General features: G+C 72.9%; 12 protein-coding genes. 4 read left to right on the top strand and 8 right to left on the bottom strand.

The genetic code is table 11. The features are described 5' to 3' along the window. Positions 1 to 48 precede the first annotated feature (48 nt). Complete coding sequence (locus ABD140_RS02355; protein WP_344236142.1) at positions 49 to 729, bottom strand: TetR/AcrR family transcriptional regulator; 681 nt, start codon at positions 727 to 729, stop codon at positions 49 to 51. 172 nt (positions 730 to 901) lie between these two features. Between ABD140_RS02355 and ABD140_RS02350 the strand changes: the two genes are divergently transcribed. Then, positions 902 to 2125 carry an oxygenase MpaB family protein gene (locus ABD140_RS02350; RefSeq protein WP_344236140.1) on the top strand — a complete coding sequence of 408 codons (1224 nt, stop codon included), beginning with the start codon at positions 902 to 904 and terminating at the stop codon, positions 2123 to 2125. 125 nt (positions 2126 to 2250) lie between these two features. Here the strand turns inward: ABD140_RS02350 and ABD140_RS02345 are convergent, their stop codons facing one another. Continuing rightward, positions 2251 to 2790 (bottom strand): hypothetical protein, encoded by a 540-nt coding sequence (locus ABD140_RS02345; RefSeq protein ID WP_344236138.1) that lies wholly within the window; start codon positions 2788 to 2790, stop codon positions 2251 to 2253. Continuing rightward, entirely contained in the window at positions 2783 to 3211 is a 429-nt protein-coding gene (locus ABD140_RS02340) for a hypothetical protein (protein WP_344236136.1), read from the bottom strand. Before ABD140_RS02340 ends, ABD140_RS02345 begins: the two co-directional genes overlap by 8 nt. Before the next feature lie 172 nt (positions 3212 to 3383). Between ABD140_RS02340 and ABD140_RS02335 the strand changes: the two genes are divergently transcribed. Then, positions 3384 to 4580, top strand: a complete 1197-nt coding sequence (locus ABD140_RS02335; RefSeq protein WP_344236134.1) for a sensor histidine kinase — start codon at positions 3384 to 3386, stop codon at positions 4578 to 4580. Beyond that, complete coding sequence (locus tag ABD140_RS02330) at positions 4577 to 5179, top strand: response regulator transcription factor (RefSeq protein WP_344236132.1); 603 nt, start codon at positions 4577 to 4579, stop codon at positions 5177 to 5179. The genes ABD140_RS02335 and ABD140_RS02330 overlap by 4 nt, the downstream gene beginning before the upstream one ends. A 6-nt stretch (positions 5180 to 5185) precedes the next feature. Here the strand turns inward: ABD140_RS02330 and ABD140_RS02325 are convergent, their stop codons facing one another. From ABD140_RS02325 to ABD140_RS02310, 4 genes are read right to left on the bottom strand one after another with little or no spacing between them, the layout of a single operon-like run. Next, on the bottom strand, positions 5186 to 6817 hold the full coding sequence (locus ABD140_RS02325) for an allophanate hydrolase (protein WP_344236130.1): 1632 nt from the start codon (positions 6815 to 6817) through the stop codon (positions 5186 to 5188). Positions 6818 to 6832: 15 nt separating this feature from the next. After that, a complete protein-coding gene (gene uca, locus ABD140_RS02320) occupies positions 6833 to 10378 on the bottom strand; it encodes an urea carboxylase (protein ID WP_344236128.1) in 3546 nt (1181 codons plus the stop codon). Then, positions 10375 to 10980 (bottom strand): urea amidolyase associated protein UAAP2, encoded by a 606-nt coding sequence (locus ABD140_RS02315; protein ID WP_344236126.1) that lies wholly within the window; start codon positions 10978 to 10980, stop codon positions 10375 to 10377. Before ABD140_RS02315 ends, uca begins: the two co-directional genes overlap by 4 nt. Next, positions 10977 to 11801 carry an urea amidolyase associated protein UAAP1 gene (locus ABD140_RS02310; RefSeq protein ID WP_344236124.1) on the bottom strand — a complete coding sequence of 275 codons (825 nt, stop codon included), beginning with the start codon at positions 11799 to 11801 and terminating at the stop codon, positions 10977 to 10979. Before ABD140_RS02310 ends, ABD140_RS02315 begins: the two co-directional genes overlap by 4 nt. Before the next feature lie 153 nt (positions 11802 to 11954). Between ABD140_RS02310 and ABD140_RS02305 the strand changes: the two genes are divergently transcribed. Then, positions 11955 to 12662, top strand: a complete 708-nt coding sequence (locus tag ABD140_RS02305) for a TetR/AcrR family transcriptional regulator (RefSeq protein ID WP_344236122.1) — start codon at positions 11955 to 11957, stop codon at positions 12660 to 12662. Positions 12663 to 12683: 21 nt separating this feature from the next. Here the strand turns inward: ABD140_RS02305 and ABD140_RS02300 are convergent, their stop codons facing one another. Continuing rightward, on the bottom strand, positions 12684 to 14222 hold the full coding sequence (locus ABD140_RS02300; protein ID WP_344236120.1) for an amino acid permease: 1539 nt from the start codon (positions 14220 to 14222) through the stop codon (positions 12684 to 12686). Between the last annotated feature and the right edge of the window lie 122 nt (positions 14223 to 14344).

Raw genomic sequence — 14344 nt, 5'->3', positions numbered from 1 at the left:
CGCCGCCCTGCCCAACCATGGCGAAACCATGGCGGAGCACGAACGAAATCACTCCGGCGCGGCCGGCGGCTCCAGCATGGGGACGAGGAAGCGGCGGGCGAGGGCGGCGAGCTGGTCCTCGTCGTCGAGGTCGAACAGGAGGCTGGGGATCGCCAGGAAGGAGGCGGAGACGCGGACCATCATCTCGGCGACGAAGTCGACGTCCAGGTCGGCCGAGACGTTGCCCGCGCGCTGCTCGCGGCGGAGCTGCCCGGCGACGAACTGGCGGACGGTGGCCAGGGTGCGGCCGCCGTCGCTGATCATGGAGGGGACGACGAGGTCGGGTTCGGTGGCGATCAGGCCGCCGATCAGGGGGTTGCCGCGGATGGCGCGCAAGGAGCTGACGAAGCCCAGCACCACGCGGTCGGCGACGGTCTCGGCGCGGGCGATGTCGGTGAGGAAGCGGTCGAAGTAGCGGCGGAACTCCCGGCGGACCACCTGCTCGATCAGGGCGTCCTTGGTGGAGAAGCGGCGGTAGACGGTGATGCGCGAGACGCCGGCCCGCCGCGCCACGTCCTCCATGGTGGAGCGCTGGACGCCCATCCGGCAGAACTGCTCGTACGCCGCGTCGAGGACGCGGACGCGGGCCTCGTCGGTGTCGCCGACCCGTTCGACGGCGTCGGTGTAGGCGCGCTCCAGCAGCGACTCCGGGCCGGGGGTCGCCATGAAGAAGGGCAGCACGGGTTCCATGGTCTCCTCTGGTGCGGCTGCTTCCGCCTCGCTCGGCGACGGTCCTCCAACAATAGGCCTTGTGACGGCCGTCACGGTGTGCTGTTATGAGGACGCCACCGATGATACGCAGAATCAATCTGTGTTTCATCATATCAGTAAGGCACTCTCTCGGCCCGAAGAGGAGCAAGGCATGGAGAAGCCCAGCAGGCGCGACCTGTTGCTGGCGAGCGGGGCGCTGGGGGCGGTCGGCGCGCTCGGCGCCGGCGCCCCCGCACAGGCGCTGTGGACGTGGTCGCCCCAGGGTTCGGTCGTGGGCGCGGGCGCCGGCGCCGACCCGCGGACGGTGTGGGACGACGAGGCCGACCCCCTGGTCGCCTCCCTGATCGACCGGGGCGCCGTGCCCCAGGTCAACAAGCTGCTGCGCGAGTGGACCAAGAACGGCCAGGCGCTGCCGGCCGGCCTCCCCGCGGACCTGCGCGTCTTCATCGAGAAGGCCCGCGCGCTGCCGTCGTGGGCCGACCAGGCCAAGCTCGCCACCGCCTTCAAGTTCAACGAGAAGCGCGGGCTCTACCTGGGCGTGCTCTACGGGTTCGCCAGCGGGATGATCAGCACGGTCATCCCCAAGGAGGCGCGCGCCGTCTACTACTCGCAGGGCGGTGCGGACATGAAGGACCGCATCTCCAAGACCGCCAAGCTCGGTTACGACATCGGCACCAGGAACGCCTTCGCCCCCGACGGCGAGATGATCGTCACCTGCGTCAAGACCCGCCTGGTGCACGCCGCCGTGCGCCACCTGCTGCCCAAGTCCCCGCACTGGGACAAGGTCGCCGACGAGCCGGTCCCGATCAGCCAGCTCGACATGATGGTCACCTGGCACAGCCTGCCCACGACCGTCATGCGCCAGCTGAAGAGCTGGAGGGTGCCGATCCCCGCCGCCGAGGCCGACGCCTTCCTGCACTCGTGGCAGCTGACCGCCTACATGCTCGGCATCAAGGAGGAGTACATCCCCAACTCCTGGACCGCGGCCGAGTCCCAGGCCAAGCAGTCCCTGGACACCGTGCTCGCCCCCACCCCCGAGGGCATCAAGCTGGCCGACATCCTCCTCGACCTCGGAGCCCAGCTCGACGGCACCGTCCTGAGCAGGTCCGTCCTCACCGCGTTCACGCGCTTCCTGCTCGGCGACGAGATCGCCGGATGGCTGAAGCTCCCCCGGACGCCGGTCTTCACCGGGATCCTCGAGACCGCCTGGATGCCGTTCATCGCCGTCCGCGAAGGGCTGCTCCCCTTCCCGCTGGCGCCCGCGGCCTACTGGACCCTCGACGAGTTCATCCGCAAGTTCGTGCTGCTCTACGTCTCCGAGGCCAAGGAGATCAGCATCGAGATCCCCCTCACCAACAACCCGAACTACCCCTGATCGAAGACCCCCTCCCCGCCTGACCCCGACGGAGAACCCCCATAGCCCCCGAACCGCAGGCCCTCCCGCACGCCGAAGGCTCGGAATCCCCCGGGATTCCGAGCCTTCGCCTTCGGAGCGGCGCCTCACCCTCCCAGGAGGACGAGCTGGACCGCGACCAGGAGGTCGAGGGTGCCGCACCACTTGGCGTAGGAGCGGGAGACGACGGCGTCCTTTCTGAGGTGGGCGAAGTCCCAGATGCCGTGGAGGAACCAGCCCGCGGCGACCAGATGGCGGCCCAGGACGGGATCCACGAAGAGAGCGGTCAGGGCGAGCGCGCCGAAGGCGAGCATGCCGAGCGCCTGGATGCGGAAGACGCGGGAACCACGGAATTCTCCGTCGAGCGCGCCCCAGACGAGGACGGCCAGTGCCGTTCCGGTGAAGACGATGGACGGGGCCACCACGTCGAGCGCTCGCAGGAGCACGTAGGCGCCGGTGAGGAGCAGGAGGACCGGCCAGGTCGCCTTGCGCCGTCCCGCCTTGGCGACCATGAGGTAGACCAGGGGCAGCAGGAGGAGGACGTTGGCGAGGGCCACCGTCTCGGCCGAGGAGTCGTCGGTCGGCATGGACACCGCCACGACCACGCCCAGGACGAAGGGCCAGAGACGGACGATGCGCTCAAGCATGGGCGGGGGCTCCGTACTCTTCGCGGCGGCGGAGCATCACCAGGAGCATGAGCGGGAGCATCAGTACGTGCTCCAGAAGCATCGCCATGTCGCCCGTGAGCGTGTCCAGCCAGAGGAACGGGAGCAGGACGAGAGCTGGAACGACCATGGAAGCGGCCATTTCGAGGGTGGCGGGCCGGCCGTGGCCGCGGTAGATCATCCAGAGGGTCATGCCCACCGTCATGGTGAAGGACATCTCCAGGAGCGTCAGCTCGGGGAGGTCCGCCGGGAACTCCAGGCCTGCCAGGGCCAGTACGCCGCGGATGAGCGCTCCGAAGAAGGCCATGCCGACGAGCATCGCGGCGATCATTTCCAGGTAGTGGCGGAAGAAGTGGCGCCAGGCGCCCGTGTGGTGGTCGTGGCCGGTGGTCGTGCGCGGCATCGCTGCCCTCCTGTGCCGGAGCGGGTGGTGTGTTCAGACTGCGGCAGGACCGGTACGCGCAGTAGTGACGGAAGCACACGTGCGGGCGTGGGGCTGTCATGACCTCTCATGACATTTGTCATCAGTCGGCCGACGGCTCCCGCGTGCGGCGGCGGGAGGCCACAATGGCCGTGTGGACGGCGGACCGAGGGAGCGCGGGAGCGGGCTGAGCGGTTTCCGCCGTTACACGTGGTGGAGCCTCACCGGGACCCTCGTGTTCTTCCTGGTGGTCACCGCGGGCGGCTCGGCCCTGGACCGCAGCGTGCCCGGCTGGGCCAGGACGCTCGGCGCCGTCGCCCTCGCCGTGCTCGTCGCGGCGATCGTCGTGTCGCTCCGCTTCCGGCTGTCCCACCCGTCCGACGGTCTGCGGGGCGGGCGCTCGCCGGTCGGGTGGCTTGCGGGCGGGTGCGCGGCGGCGGGCGTGCTCGGGGCGGTCGCGCTGGTCGCGCGGGAGTACCAGGAGTGGGCGCTGGCCCCGGCGGCAATGGTGGCGGTCGTGGCGGTGTTCCTGCCGCCGGCGGGACGGCGGATGCTGGTCGCCGCCGCGGTGGTCGTGGCCGCCGTTCTCGGGTGCGTCATCGGTGCGGCCTCCGGGGGCGGGGAAGGCGCGTCCGCCGTCGTCGTGCCGGTGGCGCTGGTCGCGATCAGCTCGTGGCTGACGCTGGGCATGTTGTGGGGGTGGGACGTCGCCGAACGGCTGAACGCCGCCGGGCGGCTGGCCGCCGAGCTGGCGGTCAAAGAGGAGCGGTTGCGGTTCGCCGCGGACCTCCACGACATCCAAGGCCACCATCTGCAGGTCATCGCCCTCAAGAGCGAGCTCGCGGCGCGGTTGGCGGAGGTGGATCCGGCGCGGGCGGCCGCGGAGATGCGCGAGGTGCGGGAGCTGTCCGCCGAGGCGCTCCGCGACACCCGTGCCGTGGCGCACGGGTACCGGCGCACGGCGTTGGAGGAGGAGATCGCCAACGCGGCCAAGGTGCTGGCGGCGGCCGAGATCCGGACGAGCGTCGACCGGGGCGCCGACGGCGCGCAGGAACTCTCCGAGACCGGGCGCCATCTGCTGGGGCTGGTGATGCGCGAGGCGACCACCAACGTGTTGCGCCACAGCAAGGCGGACCGCGCACGCATCGCCTACCGTGTCGAGAACGGCCGCGCTCTGCTGCGCATCGGCAACGACGGCGCGCTCGGCTCGCCGCCGCAGGCGCCGGGCACGGGGCTGCCCGTTCTGGCCGAGCGTCTGCGGAACGCCGAGGGGGCACTCGAATGGCGGAGCGAGGACGGCTGGTTCGAGGTCGTCGCGTCACTGCCGACCGGCACGGCGGGAGCGGAATGATCCGGTTGCTGATCGCCGACGACGAGGACCTCCTGCGCAGCGCGCTGGCGGCCCTGCTGGCCCTGGAGGACGACCTGGAGGTCGTCGCCGAGGCGTCCACCTCCACCGACGCGGTGCGGCTGGCCCGCGAGCACCGCCCCGACATCGCCGTCCTCGACCTGGAGATGCCGCCCGCCGACGGCCTGCACGCCGCCGCAGAGATCCTGGCCGATCCGCACACCAGGGTCGTCCTCGTCACCCGCCACGCCCGCCCCGGCGTACTCCGCCGCGCGCTGGCCGCGGGCGTCAGCGGCTTCGTGCCCAAGAGCACGTCCGCCGCCAGGCTCGCCGAGATCCTCCGCGACGTCGCCGCAGGCCGCCGCTACGTCGACCCCGACATAGCCGCCTCCGCCCTCACCGAGGGCGCCTGCCCCCTCACCGCCCGAGAACTGGACGTCCTGCGCGCCTCCCGCACCGGCTCCTCCGTCAACGAGATAGCCGCCCAGGTCCACCTGGCCCCCGGCACCGTCCGCAACTACCTCTCCTCCGCCATGGCCAAACTGGGCTCCCCCACCCGCCACGCCGCCGCCCACCGGGCCTGGGAAGAGGGCTGGATCTGACGGGTGTCAGGCCCGGTCGCGGAGGTGGGCGCGCCAGCCCCCGTACGAGGTGATGTCGGTAGCCTCCTGCAGGGCGAAGGGCTCGCACAGGAAGCCCGGGACGCGGCCGCCGTCCGCCAGCTCCACGCTGCCGAGCGCCATGGGCCGCGGAAGCGCCGCGAGCAGGCCGCCCAGTCCCTCCGGCGGCAGCTCCCACACCTCCGCCTCGATGGCGGCGCCGTCCTCGGTGACGCGCACCAGGCCGGGTTTGGGCGGGGTGGTGGGCAGCGCGTACAGGCGGTAGTGCGGTGCGGTGGCGGTCGTCCGGACGAAGCGGGCACCCAGCGAGAGGAGCTGGGGGTTGAGCGGCTGGCCCGTCAGGTGGGCGCCGACGACGGCGACGCTGACGGACGGGGTGAGGAGCGCGGCGAGCCGGGCGAGCCGGTCGTCGGTGTGGGCGGGGCCGACCAGCATCACGCCGAAGGGGAGGCCGTTCACGTTTCCGGCGGGCGCCGCCACCGCGGCCATGTCGAAGAGGTTCGTGGAGTTCGTGAACCGGCCGAGGCGGGCGTTGGCGCCCACAGGGTCGGCGGCGACCTCGGCGAGGGCGGGGTGGCCGGGCGCGGTGGGCAGCAGCAGGGCGTCCGCTCCGCCGAGCGCGGCGAAGGCGCGGGCGCGCAGTACGGCCAGCCGGTCCCGGTCGGCGAAGAGCCGGTGGGCCGGGATGTCGCGGGCGCGCCGGATGATTCCCGTGACGACCGGGTCCAGGTCTTCGGCGCCCTCCTCCGCCCGCTTGTCGATGAACTCTCCGACGGCGGTGTGGCGCTCGGCGACGAAGGCGCCCTCGTAGAGCATGACGGCGGCCTCGGTGAACGGGGTGAGGTCCACCGGCCGGAGGTCGGCCCCGGCCGCCCCGAGGCGGCCGGCGGCGTCCTGGAACGCCTCGGCCCACCCCGCGTCCAGCTCGCCGAGCTGGGAGACGTCCGGGACGGCGACGCGCCAGGGCCCCGGTTCGCGGGGCGGGGGCACGGAGGTCCCGGTGGCCATGTGCGCGAGGGCCTGCTCGGCTTCGGGGAGGGTGCGGGCGAAGACCGTCACGCAGTCGAGGCTCGCGCAGGCCGGGACGACGCCCTCCGTGGAGACCAGGCTCCGGGTCGGTTTCAGGCCGAAGACCCCGTTGAAGGCCGCCGGGACGCGGCCGGAACCCGCGGTGTCGGTGCCCAGGGCCAGATCCGCGATGCCGAGCGCCACGGCGACCGCGGAGCCGGAGCTCGATCCGCCGCTGACGCGCGACGGGTCGACGGCGTTGTGCACGGCCCCGTACGGCGAGCGGGTGCCGACCAGGCCCGTGGCGAACTGGTCCAGGTTGGTGGTGCCGATGACGACGGCTCCCGCCGCGCGCAGGCGCGCCACCGCCGGTGCGTCCCGCTCCGGCCGGTACGCGTAGGAGGGGCAGCCCGCGGTGGTCGGGAGCCCCGCGACGTCGATGTTGCCCTTGACGGCGAGCAGCCGTCCGGCGAGGGGAAGCGCCGGATCGACCCCGGAGGCCTCGGCCTCGACCTCCGCCCAAGGGCGGAGGTTGATCCAGATCTCGGGTCGGTCGACCTCCGCGATGCGGTCGTACGCGGCGCGGACACGGGCGGCGGAACGTTCGGTCATCGGTGGGACGCCTTCCTACGCGGGCGGGGCCAGGACGATCAGCGGGCTTCCGGACTCGATCTGGGCTCCGGGCTTGGTGAGGACCTCGACGACGACGCCGTCGCTCGGCGCGTGGACCGGCGCTTCCATCTTCATCGCCTCCAGCACGAGAAGCGCCTGGCCCGCTGCAACGGTGTCGCCGACGGAGACGGAGACCTGCCAGACGGAGGCCGCGAACTCGGCTTCCACGAGCCTTCCACCGGGCGGGACGGTGATCTCCTCGGGCGCGGCCGCCGGTTCGGCCGCCGCCTCGGCACGGGTGAACTCACCTGAAGCCTCCCAGGCGTCCCGCTCCGCGCCGAAGGCCGCGGCCTGGAGGGTGCGGAACTCGGCTATGGAAGCGGCGTTCTCGTCCAGGAAGCGCTGGTAGTCGGCGAGCGCGAAGGGGCCTTCTTCGATGCGGGGGGTGAACCGGCCCGCGGCCATGTCGGCGCGGAGTTCGAGGAGCTCGTCCGGCCCCACCTCGTACCACTTGATGCGGTCGAAGAAGCGCAGCAGCCAAGGGGCGCCCTCCCGCTTCCAGCTCGACCAGACCTGCGTGGTGCGGCCGACGAACTGGTACCCGCCGGGTCCTTCCATGCCGTAGACGCACAGATACGCGCCGCCGATACCGACGGAGTTCTCCGCCGTCCAGGTCCGGGCCGGGTTGTACTTGGTGGTGACGAGGCGGTGACGGGGGTCGAGAGGTGTGGCCACGGGCGCGCCCAGGTAGACGTCACCAAGGCCGAGGACGAGGTATTCGGCATCGAAGACCGTGCGGAAAACGTCCTCGACGGACGCGAGACCGTTGATCCGGCGGATGAATTCGATGTTCCAGGGGCACCAGGGGGCGTCTTCTCGCACCCCGGCCATATACCGGGCGATGGCTTCACGGGTCGCCGGGTCGTCCCAGGACAGCGGAAGGTGAACCGTCCGGGACGGCACGACCAGCTCGTCGGTGGGCGGAAGAGCCGCCTCGATAAGGCGTACGGCTTCCAGCAGCTCCTTCTGAGGCAGGACGTCCGGGTCGAGCTGGATCTGCAGGGAGCGTATGCCGGGAGTCAGGTCGGTGACGCCCGGCAGTCCGGCCGCCTCCACCGCCTCCATCAGCGCGTGCACTCTCATCCGCAGCGCCAGGTCCAGCTCCATCGGCCCGAACTCGACCAGCAGGTTGTCGTCCCCGCTGCGCCGGTACGTCACGTCCCCCTGCCGGGCCAGCACGCCGCCGTCCAGGATCTCCGGACGGTCCGCCACCGGCCGGGCCCCGGGCGCGCGGCGCAGGGCGTCCGCCGCGTCCGCGGTCAGCGGGACGAACCGGACGGTGTCCCCCGGCCGCAGCTGGCCGAGCTTCCACCGCTGGCCCCTGACGACCGTCGCGGGGCAGACGAACCCGCCCAGCGAGGGGCCGTCGGGGCCGAGCAGCACCGGCATGTCCCCGGTGTAGTCGACCGCGCCCACGGAGTACGGGGTGTCGTGGATGTTGGACGGGTGCAGCCCGGCCTCGCCGCCGTCCTTGCGGGCCCAGCGCGGCTTGGGGCCGACCAGGCGCACACCCGTGCGCGCCGAGTTGAAGTGGACCTTCCAGTCGGCGGCGTAGAAGTCGCGGATGTCGTCCTCGGTGAAGAACTCGGGCGCGGCGTGCGGTCCTTCGGCCGCCCCGATCTCCCATTCCCGGCCGAACGGCGGCCGGTCGGCGCCGGGCACCGGGCCGCCCGCGTGCCCGGCCGTCCCGCCGTGCAGCACGTCGCCCGCGCGCAGGGCGCGTCCGCCGTGCCCGCCGAAGCGGCCCAGGGTGAAGGTGGAGGCGCTGCCGAGGAAGTCCGGCACGTCCAGGCCGCCGCCCGCGAACAGCACATAGGTGCGCAGGCCGAACCCGTCCGGAGCCCCGATCCGCAGTGTGGCCCCGGCGGGGACCGTCACCGGCTCCCACTGCGGGACGGGCGCCCCGTCCACGCTCACCGGAGCGGGAGCCCCGGTGACGCACACCGTCGTCCCGTGGGTGAACCGCAGGGCGGGCCCCTGGAGCGTGCACTCCAGGCCGGGCGCGCCCTCCTCGTTGCCCAGCGCCCGGTTGCCCAGCCGGAAAGACAGGTCGTCCATGGGGCCGCAGGGCGGGACGCCGACCTGCCAGTACCCGGTTCGGCCCGGCAGGTCCTGGACGGTGGTGAGGGTGCCGCCCGAGACGACCTCGACGCGCCGGGTCGGGTCGGCGACCGCGGCCAGGGTGGCGGTGGAGTGCCGTGCCGCCCGCACCTCGGGGCGGGCGAGCGCCGCCCGCACCAGGCCCAGGTTGGTCTCGACGCCGTCGACGCGGGTCGCGGCGAGCGCGGCGTCCAGCCGGTCCAGCGCCTGCACGCGGTCCTCGCCGTACGCGATGACCTTGGCCAGCATCGGGTCGTAGGCGGTGGTCACCTCCGTGCCGGTCTCCGCCCAGGAGTCGACGCGCACGCCCGGGGGGAAGGAGACCCGTGTCAGCAGGCCCGCGCTGGGGCGGTGGCCGCGGGAGGGGTCCTCGGCGTAGACGCGCGCCTCCACGGCGTGGCCGCGCGGGGGGCCTGGCTCGCGCACGACCGCCGTGTCCCCCTGGGCCAGGCGCAGCATCCACTCCACGAGGTCCACGCCGTAGACCTCCTCGGTGACCGGGTGCTCCACCTGCAGGCGGGTGTTGACCTCCAGGAAGTACGCCTCCTCGCGGGCGGCGTCGTAGACGAACTCCACCGTTCCGGCGGAGCGGTAGCCCACCGAGGCGCACAGGTTCCGCGCCGCGTCGGCGAGCTCCTTGCGGACGCGGTCCGGCAGGTCCGGCGCGGGCGCCTCCTCGAGGACCTTCTGGTTGCGGCGCTGCAGCGAGCAGTCGCGGTCGCCGAAGGTGACGACCCGGCCCGCGCCGTCCCCGAAGACCTGGACCTCGACGTGGCGGGCGTGCTCGACGAGCCGCTCCAGGAAGACCCCGGCGGAGGAGAACGACGCGGCGGCGACCCGCTGCACCCCCTCCCACGCGTCGGCCAGCTCCTCCGGATCGCGGCAGGCCCGCATCCCGATGCCTCCGCCTCCCCCGGTGGCCTTCAGCATCACCGGGAAGCCGATGTCCCCGGCCCGGCCGAGCGCGGTGGCGAGGTCGGGCAGCAGTCCGGTGCCGGGAGCGAGGGGCACGCCCGCCGCCTCGGCCGCCGCGCGGGCGGTGTGCTTGGCGCCGAACAGCTCCAGCTGCTCCGGTGAGGGGCCGACGAAGACGATCCCGGCCTCCTCGCAGCGGCGCGCGAATCCGGCGTCCTCGGACAGGAACCCGTATCCCGGGTGGATCGCCCCGGCTCCGGTCTCCGCGGCGGCCTTCAGCACCCGCTCCACGTCCAGGTAGGACTCCCTGGCCGGTGCCGGGCCCAGCCGCACCGCCTCGTCCGCCAGCCGTACGTGTTCGCTCGTGCGGTCCGGGTCGGAGAAGACCGCGACCGTGCGCAGCCCGATCCCGCGGGCGGTGCGGATGATCCGGGCGGCGATCTCGCCGCGGTTGGCGACCAGCAGGGTGTCGAAGGCCGAGATCATGCGGCGGCTCCCTCGTCGATCGTCATCCGGACGGGGGTCGGCTCGAAGCCGTTGCAGGGGTTGTTGACCTGCGGGCAGTTGGAGACCAGGACGAGGACGTCGGTCTCCGCCCGCAGGACGACCCTCAGGCCGGGGGCGGAGATGCCGTCCACGATGCCCAGCGTGCCGTCCTGCTCGACGGGGACGTTCATGTACCAGTTGATGTTCGACACCAGGTCGCGCTTGCCGAGGCCGTAACGTGCGCCTTCGGCGAGGAAGTTGTCGACGCAGGCGTGCTGCGACCAGGTGTGGTAGCCGTAGCGCAGGGTGTTGGACTCCTTGGAGCAGGCGCCGCCGACGGTGTCGTGGCGGCCGCAGGTGTCCTCGACGACCGTCATCAGCGGCGTGTGCTCGTTGGAGAGCAGGACGGAACCCGTGGTCAGGAAGATGTTCCCCTGGGCGTGGACGGTGTCGGGCGCGCTGTAGCGGATCGAGGTGTCGTGGGCGTCGTACACCAGGAAGTCGACGGCCTGGTTGCCGTGCAGGTCGGTGATGGTGAGCAGGCCGCCCGCGGGGACGACGGCCGACCACGCGGCGCGGGCGGGAACGGTCGTGGTGGTCATGCGAGCCCCCTCGCGGTGTGGAATTCGGCGGTGTTGAGGAAGGCGCGGCGGCCTTCGGGGGAGGCGTCCCACAGCGCGTCGCCGGGCCCGGTCGCGCGCGCCCGCCAGGCGAGCACCTCCAACGGGGTGCTGGTGTAGTCCGGCCGGGGGTCCGCGGGGTGCGGGACGTTGGCGATGAGCACGGTGAGGTCGTGTTCGGCGCGCAGGGTGACGGCGGCGCCGGGGCCCGCCGAGCCGGCGAAGGCCAGGGCGCCGTCCTCTCCGACCCGCACTCCTTGGAAGAAGGAGATCGACGGCGGCAGGTCGCGGGGCTCCAGCCCGTTCTTGAGGGCCGCCAGTTTGAACAGTTCCCGACCCGCCGGAGACGCGGACTGCGGCGTTCCGTCGCCGTACCGTTCGGTGTTGCGCACGAGGGTGGAGGTGCCGCACAGCGCGTCGTGCCGCCCCGAGGTGTCGGCGATGACGGAGGCCAGCACCCGCCCCTGGTCGGACAGGAGCAGACTCCTTTCGCCCAGGTAGGCGTTCCACTGCACCTTGACGGTGTCGGCGGCGTTGAGCCGCTCCCAAGGCCGGTCCGCGACGAACAGCAGCAGATGCGCGCAGGCGTCTCCGCGCACGTCCGTCAGCCGCAGTTCGGTGCCTCGGGCGAGCACCTTGTGCGTGTAGCCGCCGCCCGCCACGGTCTCCGCCCACACCAGGGGGCCGGCCTCGCGGGGCGGCTCGGGCCATGCGGCGGCGGGCACCACCGGCATGGTCTCGGCCTCGGCCCCCTCCTGGGCGCGGGCGTGGTCCCGCGCTCCGTACGTCGTCGCCGTCGACATGCCTGGACCTCCTCGAGAAGCTTTTCTGTCGCACGACAGAAATTAGGCCGGAGGGGATTCGCGGACGTTGCCCGGACGTTGCCCCGGCGTTACCGATCCCTCACCGCGGCCGCCGCGGCGAAGGCGGGCGCGGCGGTGTGCGACGATCGGTCCATGGGGACCGGCACGGGAAGACGGGTCGGCAGGCCTCGTGCGGCGCAGCGTCCCGAGAGCGGGCTGTCCGCCAGGGAGGAGCTGCTGGCCGCGGCGGCCGAGCTGTTCACCGTGCGCGGCTACGCGGCCACCTCGACCAGGGCGGTCGCCGAACGCGCCGGGATGCGCCAGGCCACGATGTACCACTACTTCGGCGGCAAGGAGGACCTGCTCGCCGAGCTCCTCGAAGGCACGGTCACGCCCTCCCTGCTCCTCGCCCGCGCGCTGCTCGCCGACGGCGGAGACGCACCCGCGGAGGCCCGCCTGTGGCGGCTGTGCCGCTCGGACGTGGAACTGCTGTGCGGCGGCCCGCACAATCTGGGCAGCCTTTACCTGCTGCCCGAGGTCCGCACCGAGCGGTTCGCCGGGTTCAGCCGGATGCGCGGCGAGCTGAAGGCGGCGTACGGGCGGCTGCTCGCGGCGGCGAAGAGCAGCGCCCTCTGGGACGAGGACGAGCTCGCGCTCCGCAACGACCTCGTCTTCGGGCTCATCGAGGGCGTCATCCTCATCCACCGCTCCGGCCCGGAGCGTCCCGTGCCCGCCTTCGCGTCGGCGACGGCGGACGCGGCGCTCCGCGTGGCGGGAGTGCGCGAGGAGGAGCTGGCGGCGGTACGCGAGGCGGCCGGCCTCCTGCCCTGCCGCGCCGCCGGACCGCCGCCCGGCGGATGAGACCCGCACGCTATCCGGGGCTCACGACGGCGCGGGGGCGGGCGAGGCGATCGGGGCCGGGCGCCGCAGCGTCCGGTACGCGGCTCCGAGCACGAGCATCGTGCCGAGGAAGAGCACCGTGAACCACTGGAAGTACCAGTGCCCGCCCTCGGGGTCGTAGACGGCCGCGCGCGGCCAGGCCAGATTGACGGTCATGAACAGGCCGTAGACCAGGGCCAGCGCGTTGACCGGCAGCCCCCACCTGCCCAGCGAGAAGAGCGGCCCGCCGCGTTCGTCCACTCCGGCCCCGGTGGACCACTGGCCGCGCAGCCTGCGCAGCAGCATCGGTCCCGTCACCATCGCGTACGCGAGGTAGAGCATGGCGATGCAGGTGGTCCCGATGGCGAGGAAGGCCTCCGGCGAGGCCAGGTTGAGCAGGCAGAGCCCGGCCGCGGCGACGCCCACCACCACGGCGGGCGCGGCGGGCATCCCGGTGCGCGGGGAGACCCTGGACAGGAGGCGCGAGGCGGGGAGCACCCCGTCCCTCGCCATGGAGAACAGCATCCGCGTCGCGGAGGTCTGGATCGCGAGCGTGGCGACGGCGACGGCCAGCGCCACGTCCAGCAGCAGCGCCTTGCCGACGCCCGGCCCCAGGCTGCTGGTCAGCACGTAGGCCAGGCCCTCGGTGCCCAGCCGCCCGTCGGTCAGGCTGGGCGCGGCCAGCAGCCCGCCGAGCACCATCAGGGTGGCCAGCACCCCCGCCGCGAGCAGGGCGGTGAGGATGGTGCGGGGCGCGGTGCGGCGCGGCTCGCGGGTCTCCTCGCTCATCTCACCCGCGCTGTCGAAGCCGATCAGGACGTAGGCGGCGGCGAACGCGCCGACCAGCAGGGCGCCGATCGCCCCGCCCTCGCCTCCGGTGTGCAGGGTGACGCCGCCGCCGCGCTCGGAGTGGGTGAGCAGCAGGACGACGATGAGCACCGCGCCGATGATCTCGGCGGTGACGCCGACGCGGTTGACCGCCGAGAGCACCCGGTTGTCCAGCACGTTGACGACCGTGGTGAGGGCCAGGAGCACGACGGCCAGGACCGCGGCGTTGGCGGCCCCGGTCGCCGTCGTGGGCGCCGGGTCGCCGCCGACGACCTGGAAGCCGGACCAGACCGCGGGCAGCACCATCTGGAGCGCGAGCGCCGCGGCGGCGACCACCACGACCTGCCCGGTGACCATGATCCAGCCGGCGAACCAGCCGAAGGCCGGCCGGCTCAGCCGGGTGGACCACTGGTAGATGGCGCCCGAGATCGGGTAGCGGGCGGCGAGCTCGGCGAAGCAGGCGGCCACCAGCAGCTGGCCGAGGAGCACGGCGGGCCAGGTCCAGAAGAAGGCGCCGCCGCCGAAGGAGTACCCGAAGGCGAAGAACTGGAAGACGGTGGTGAGGACCGAGATGAAGGAGAAGCCCGCGGCGAAGGAGGCGTAGCGCCCCATACTGCGGTGCAGCTCCTGGCGGTAGCCGAACCCGGCGAGCGCGACGGAGCCGTCCGCCGGGCCCGCGGTGTCCGTGCGCGGCGATGGCGCGAAGGCGGTCATGGCAGCAGCCCCTCCCTGATTCCTGTCATGCGACAGAAATTAGGAAGCGGCTGTTTCGACGGGGTGTCGCGGCCGTGTCGGCGCAGGATCCAAGTCCTCACCGCGGCCTTCGCGAAAGAGGG

This window comes from Actinocorallia libanotica (assembly GCF_039525175.1).
Lineage (GTDB): Bacteria > Actinomycetota > Actinomycetes > Streptosporangiales > Streptosporangiaceae > Actinocorallia > Actinocorallia libanotica.
Note: the sequence above shows the minus strand (reverse complement) of the source record. Positions and strands in the feature narration are given on the sequence as shown.

Coding starts and splice junctions, on each gene's coding strand:
- ABD140_RS02355 (WP_344236142.1), bottom strand. CDS start 729: ATGGAACCCGTGCTGCCCTTCTTCATGGCGACCCCCGGCCCGGAGTCG.
- ABD140_RS02350 (WP_344236140.1), top strand. CDS start 902: ATGGAGAAGCCCAGCAGGCGCGACCTGTTGCTGGCGAGCGGGGCGCTG.
- ABD140_RS02345 (WP_344236138.1), bottom strand. CDS start 2,790: ATGCTTGAGCGCATCGTCCGTCTCTGGCCCTTCGTCCTGGGCGTGGTC.
- ABD140_RS02340 (WP_344236136.1), bottom strand. CDS start 3,211: ATGCCGCGCACGACCACCGGCCACGACCACCACACGGGCGCCTGGCGC.
- ABD140_RS02330 (WP_344236132.1), top strand. CDS start 4,577: ATGATCCGGTTGCTGATCGCCGACGACGAGGACCTCCTGCGCAGCGCG.
- ABD140_RS02325 (WP_344236130.1), bottom strand. CDS start 6,817: ATGACCGAACGTTCCGCCGCCCGTGTCCGCGCCGCGTACGACCGCATC.
- uca (WP_344236128.1), bottom strand. CDS start 10,378: ATGATCTCGGCCTTCGACACCCTGCTGGTCGCCAACCGCGGCGAGATC.
- ABD140_RS02315 (WP_344236126.1), bottom strand. CDS start 10,980: ATGACCACCACGACCGTTCCCGCCCGCGCCGCGTGGTCGGCCGTCGTC.
- ABD140_RS02310 (WP_344236124.1), bottom strand. CDS start 11,801: ATGTCGACGGCGACGACGTACGGAGCGCGGGACCACGCCCGCGCCCAG.
- ABD140_RS02305 (WP_344236122.1), top strand. CDS start 11,955: ATGGGGACCGGCACGGGAAGACGGGTCGGCAGGCCTCGTGCGGCGCAG.
- ABD140_RS02300 (WP_344236120.1), bottom strand. CDS start 14,222: ATGACCGCCTTCGCGCCATCGCCGCGCACGGACACCGCGGGCCCGGCG.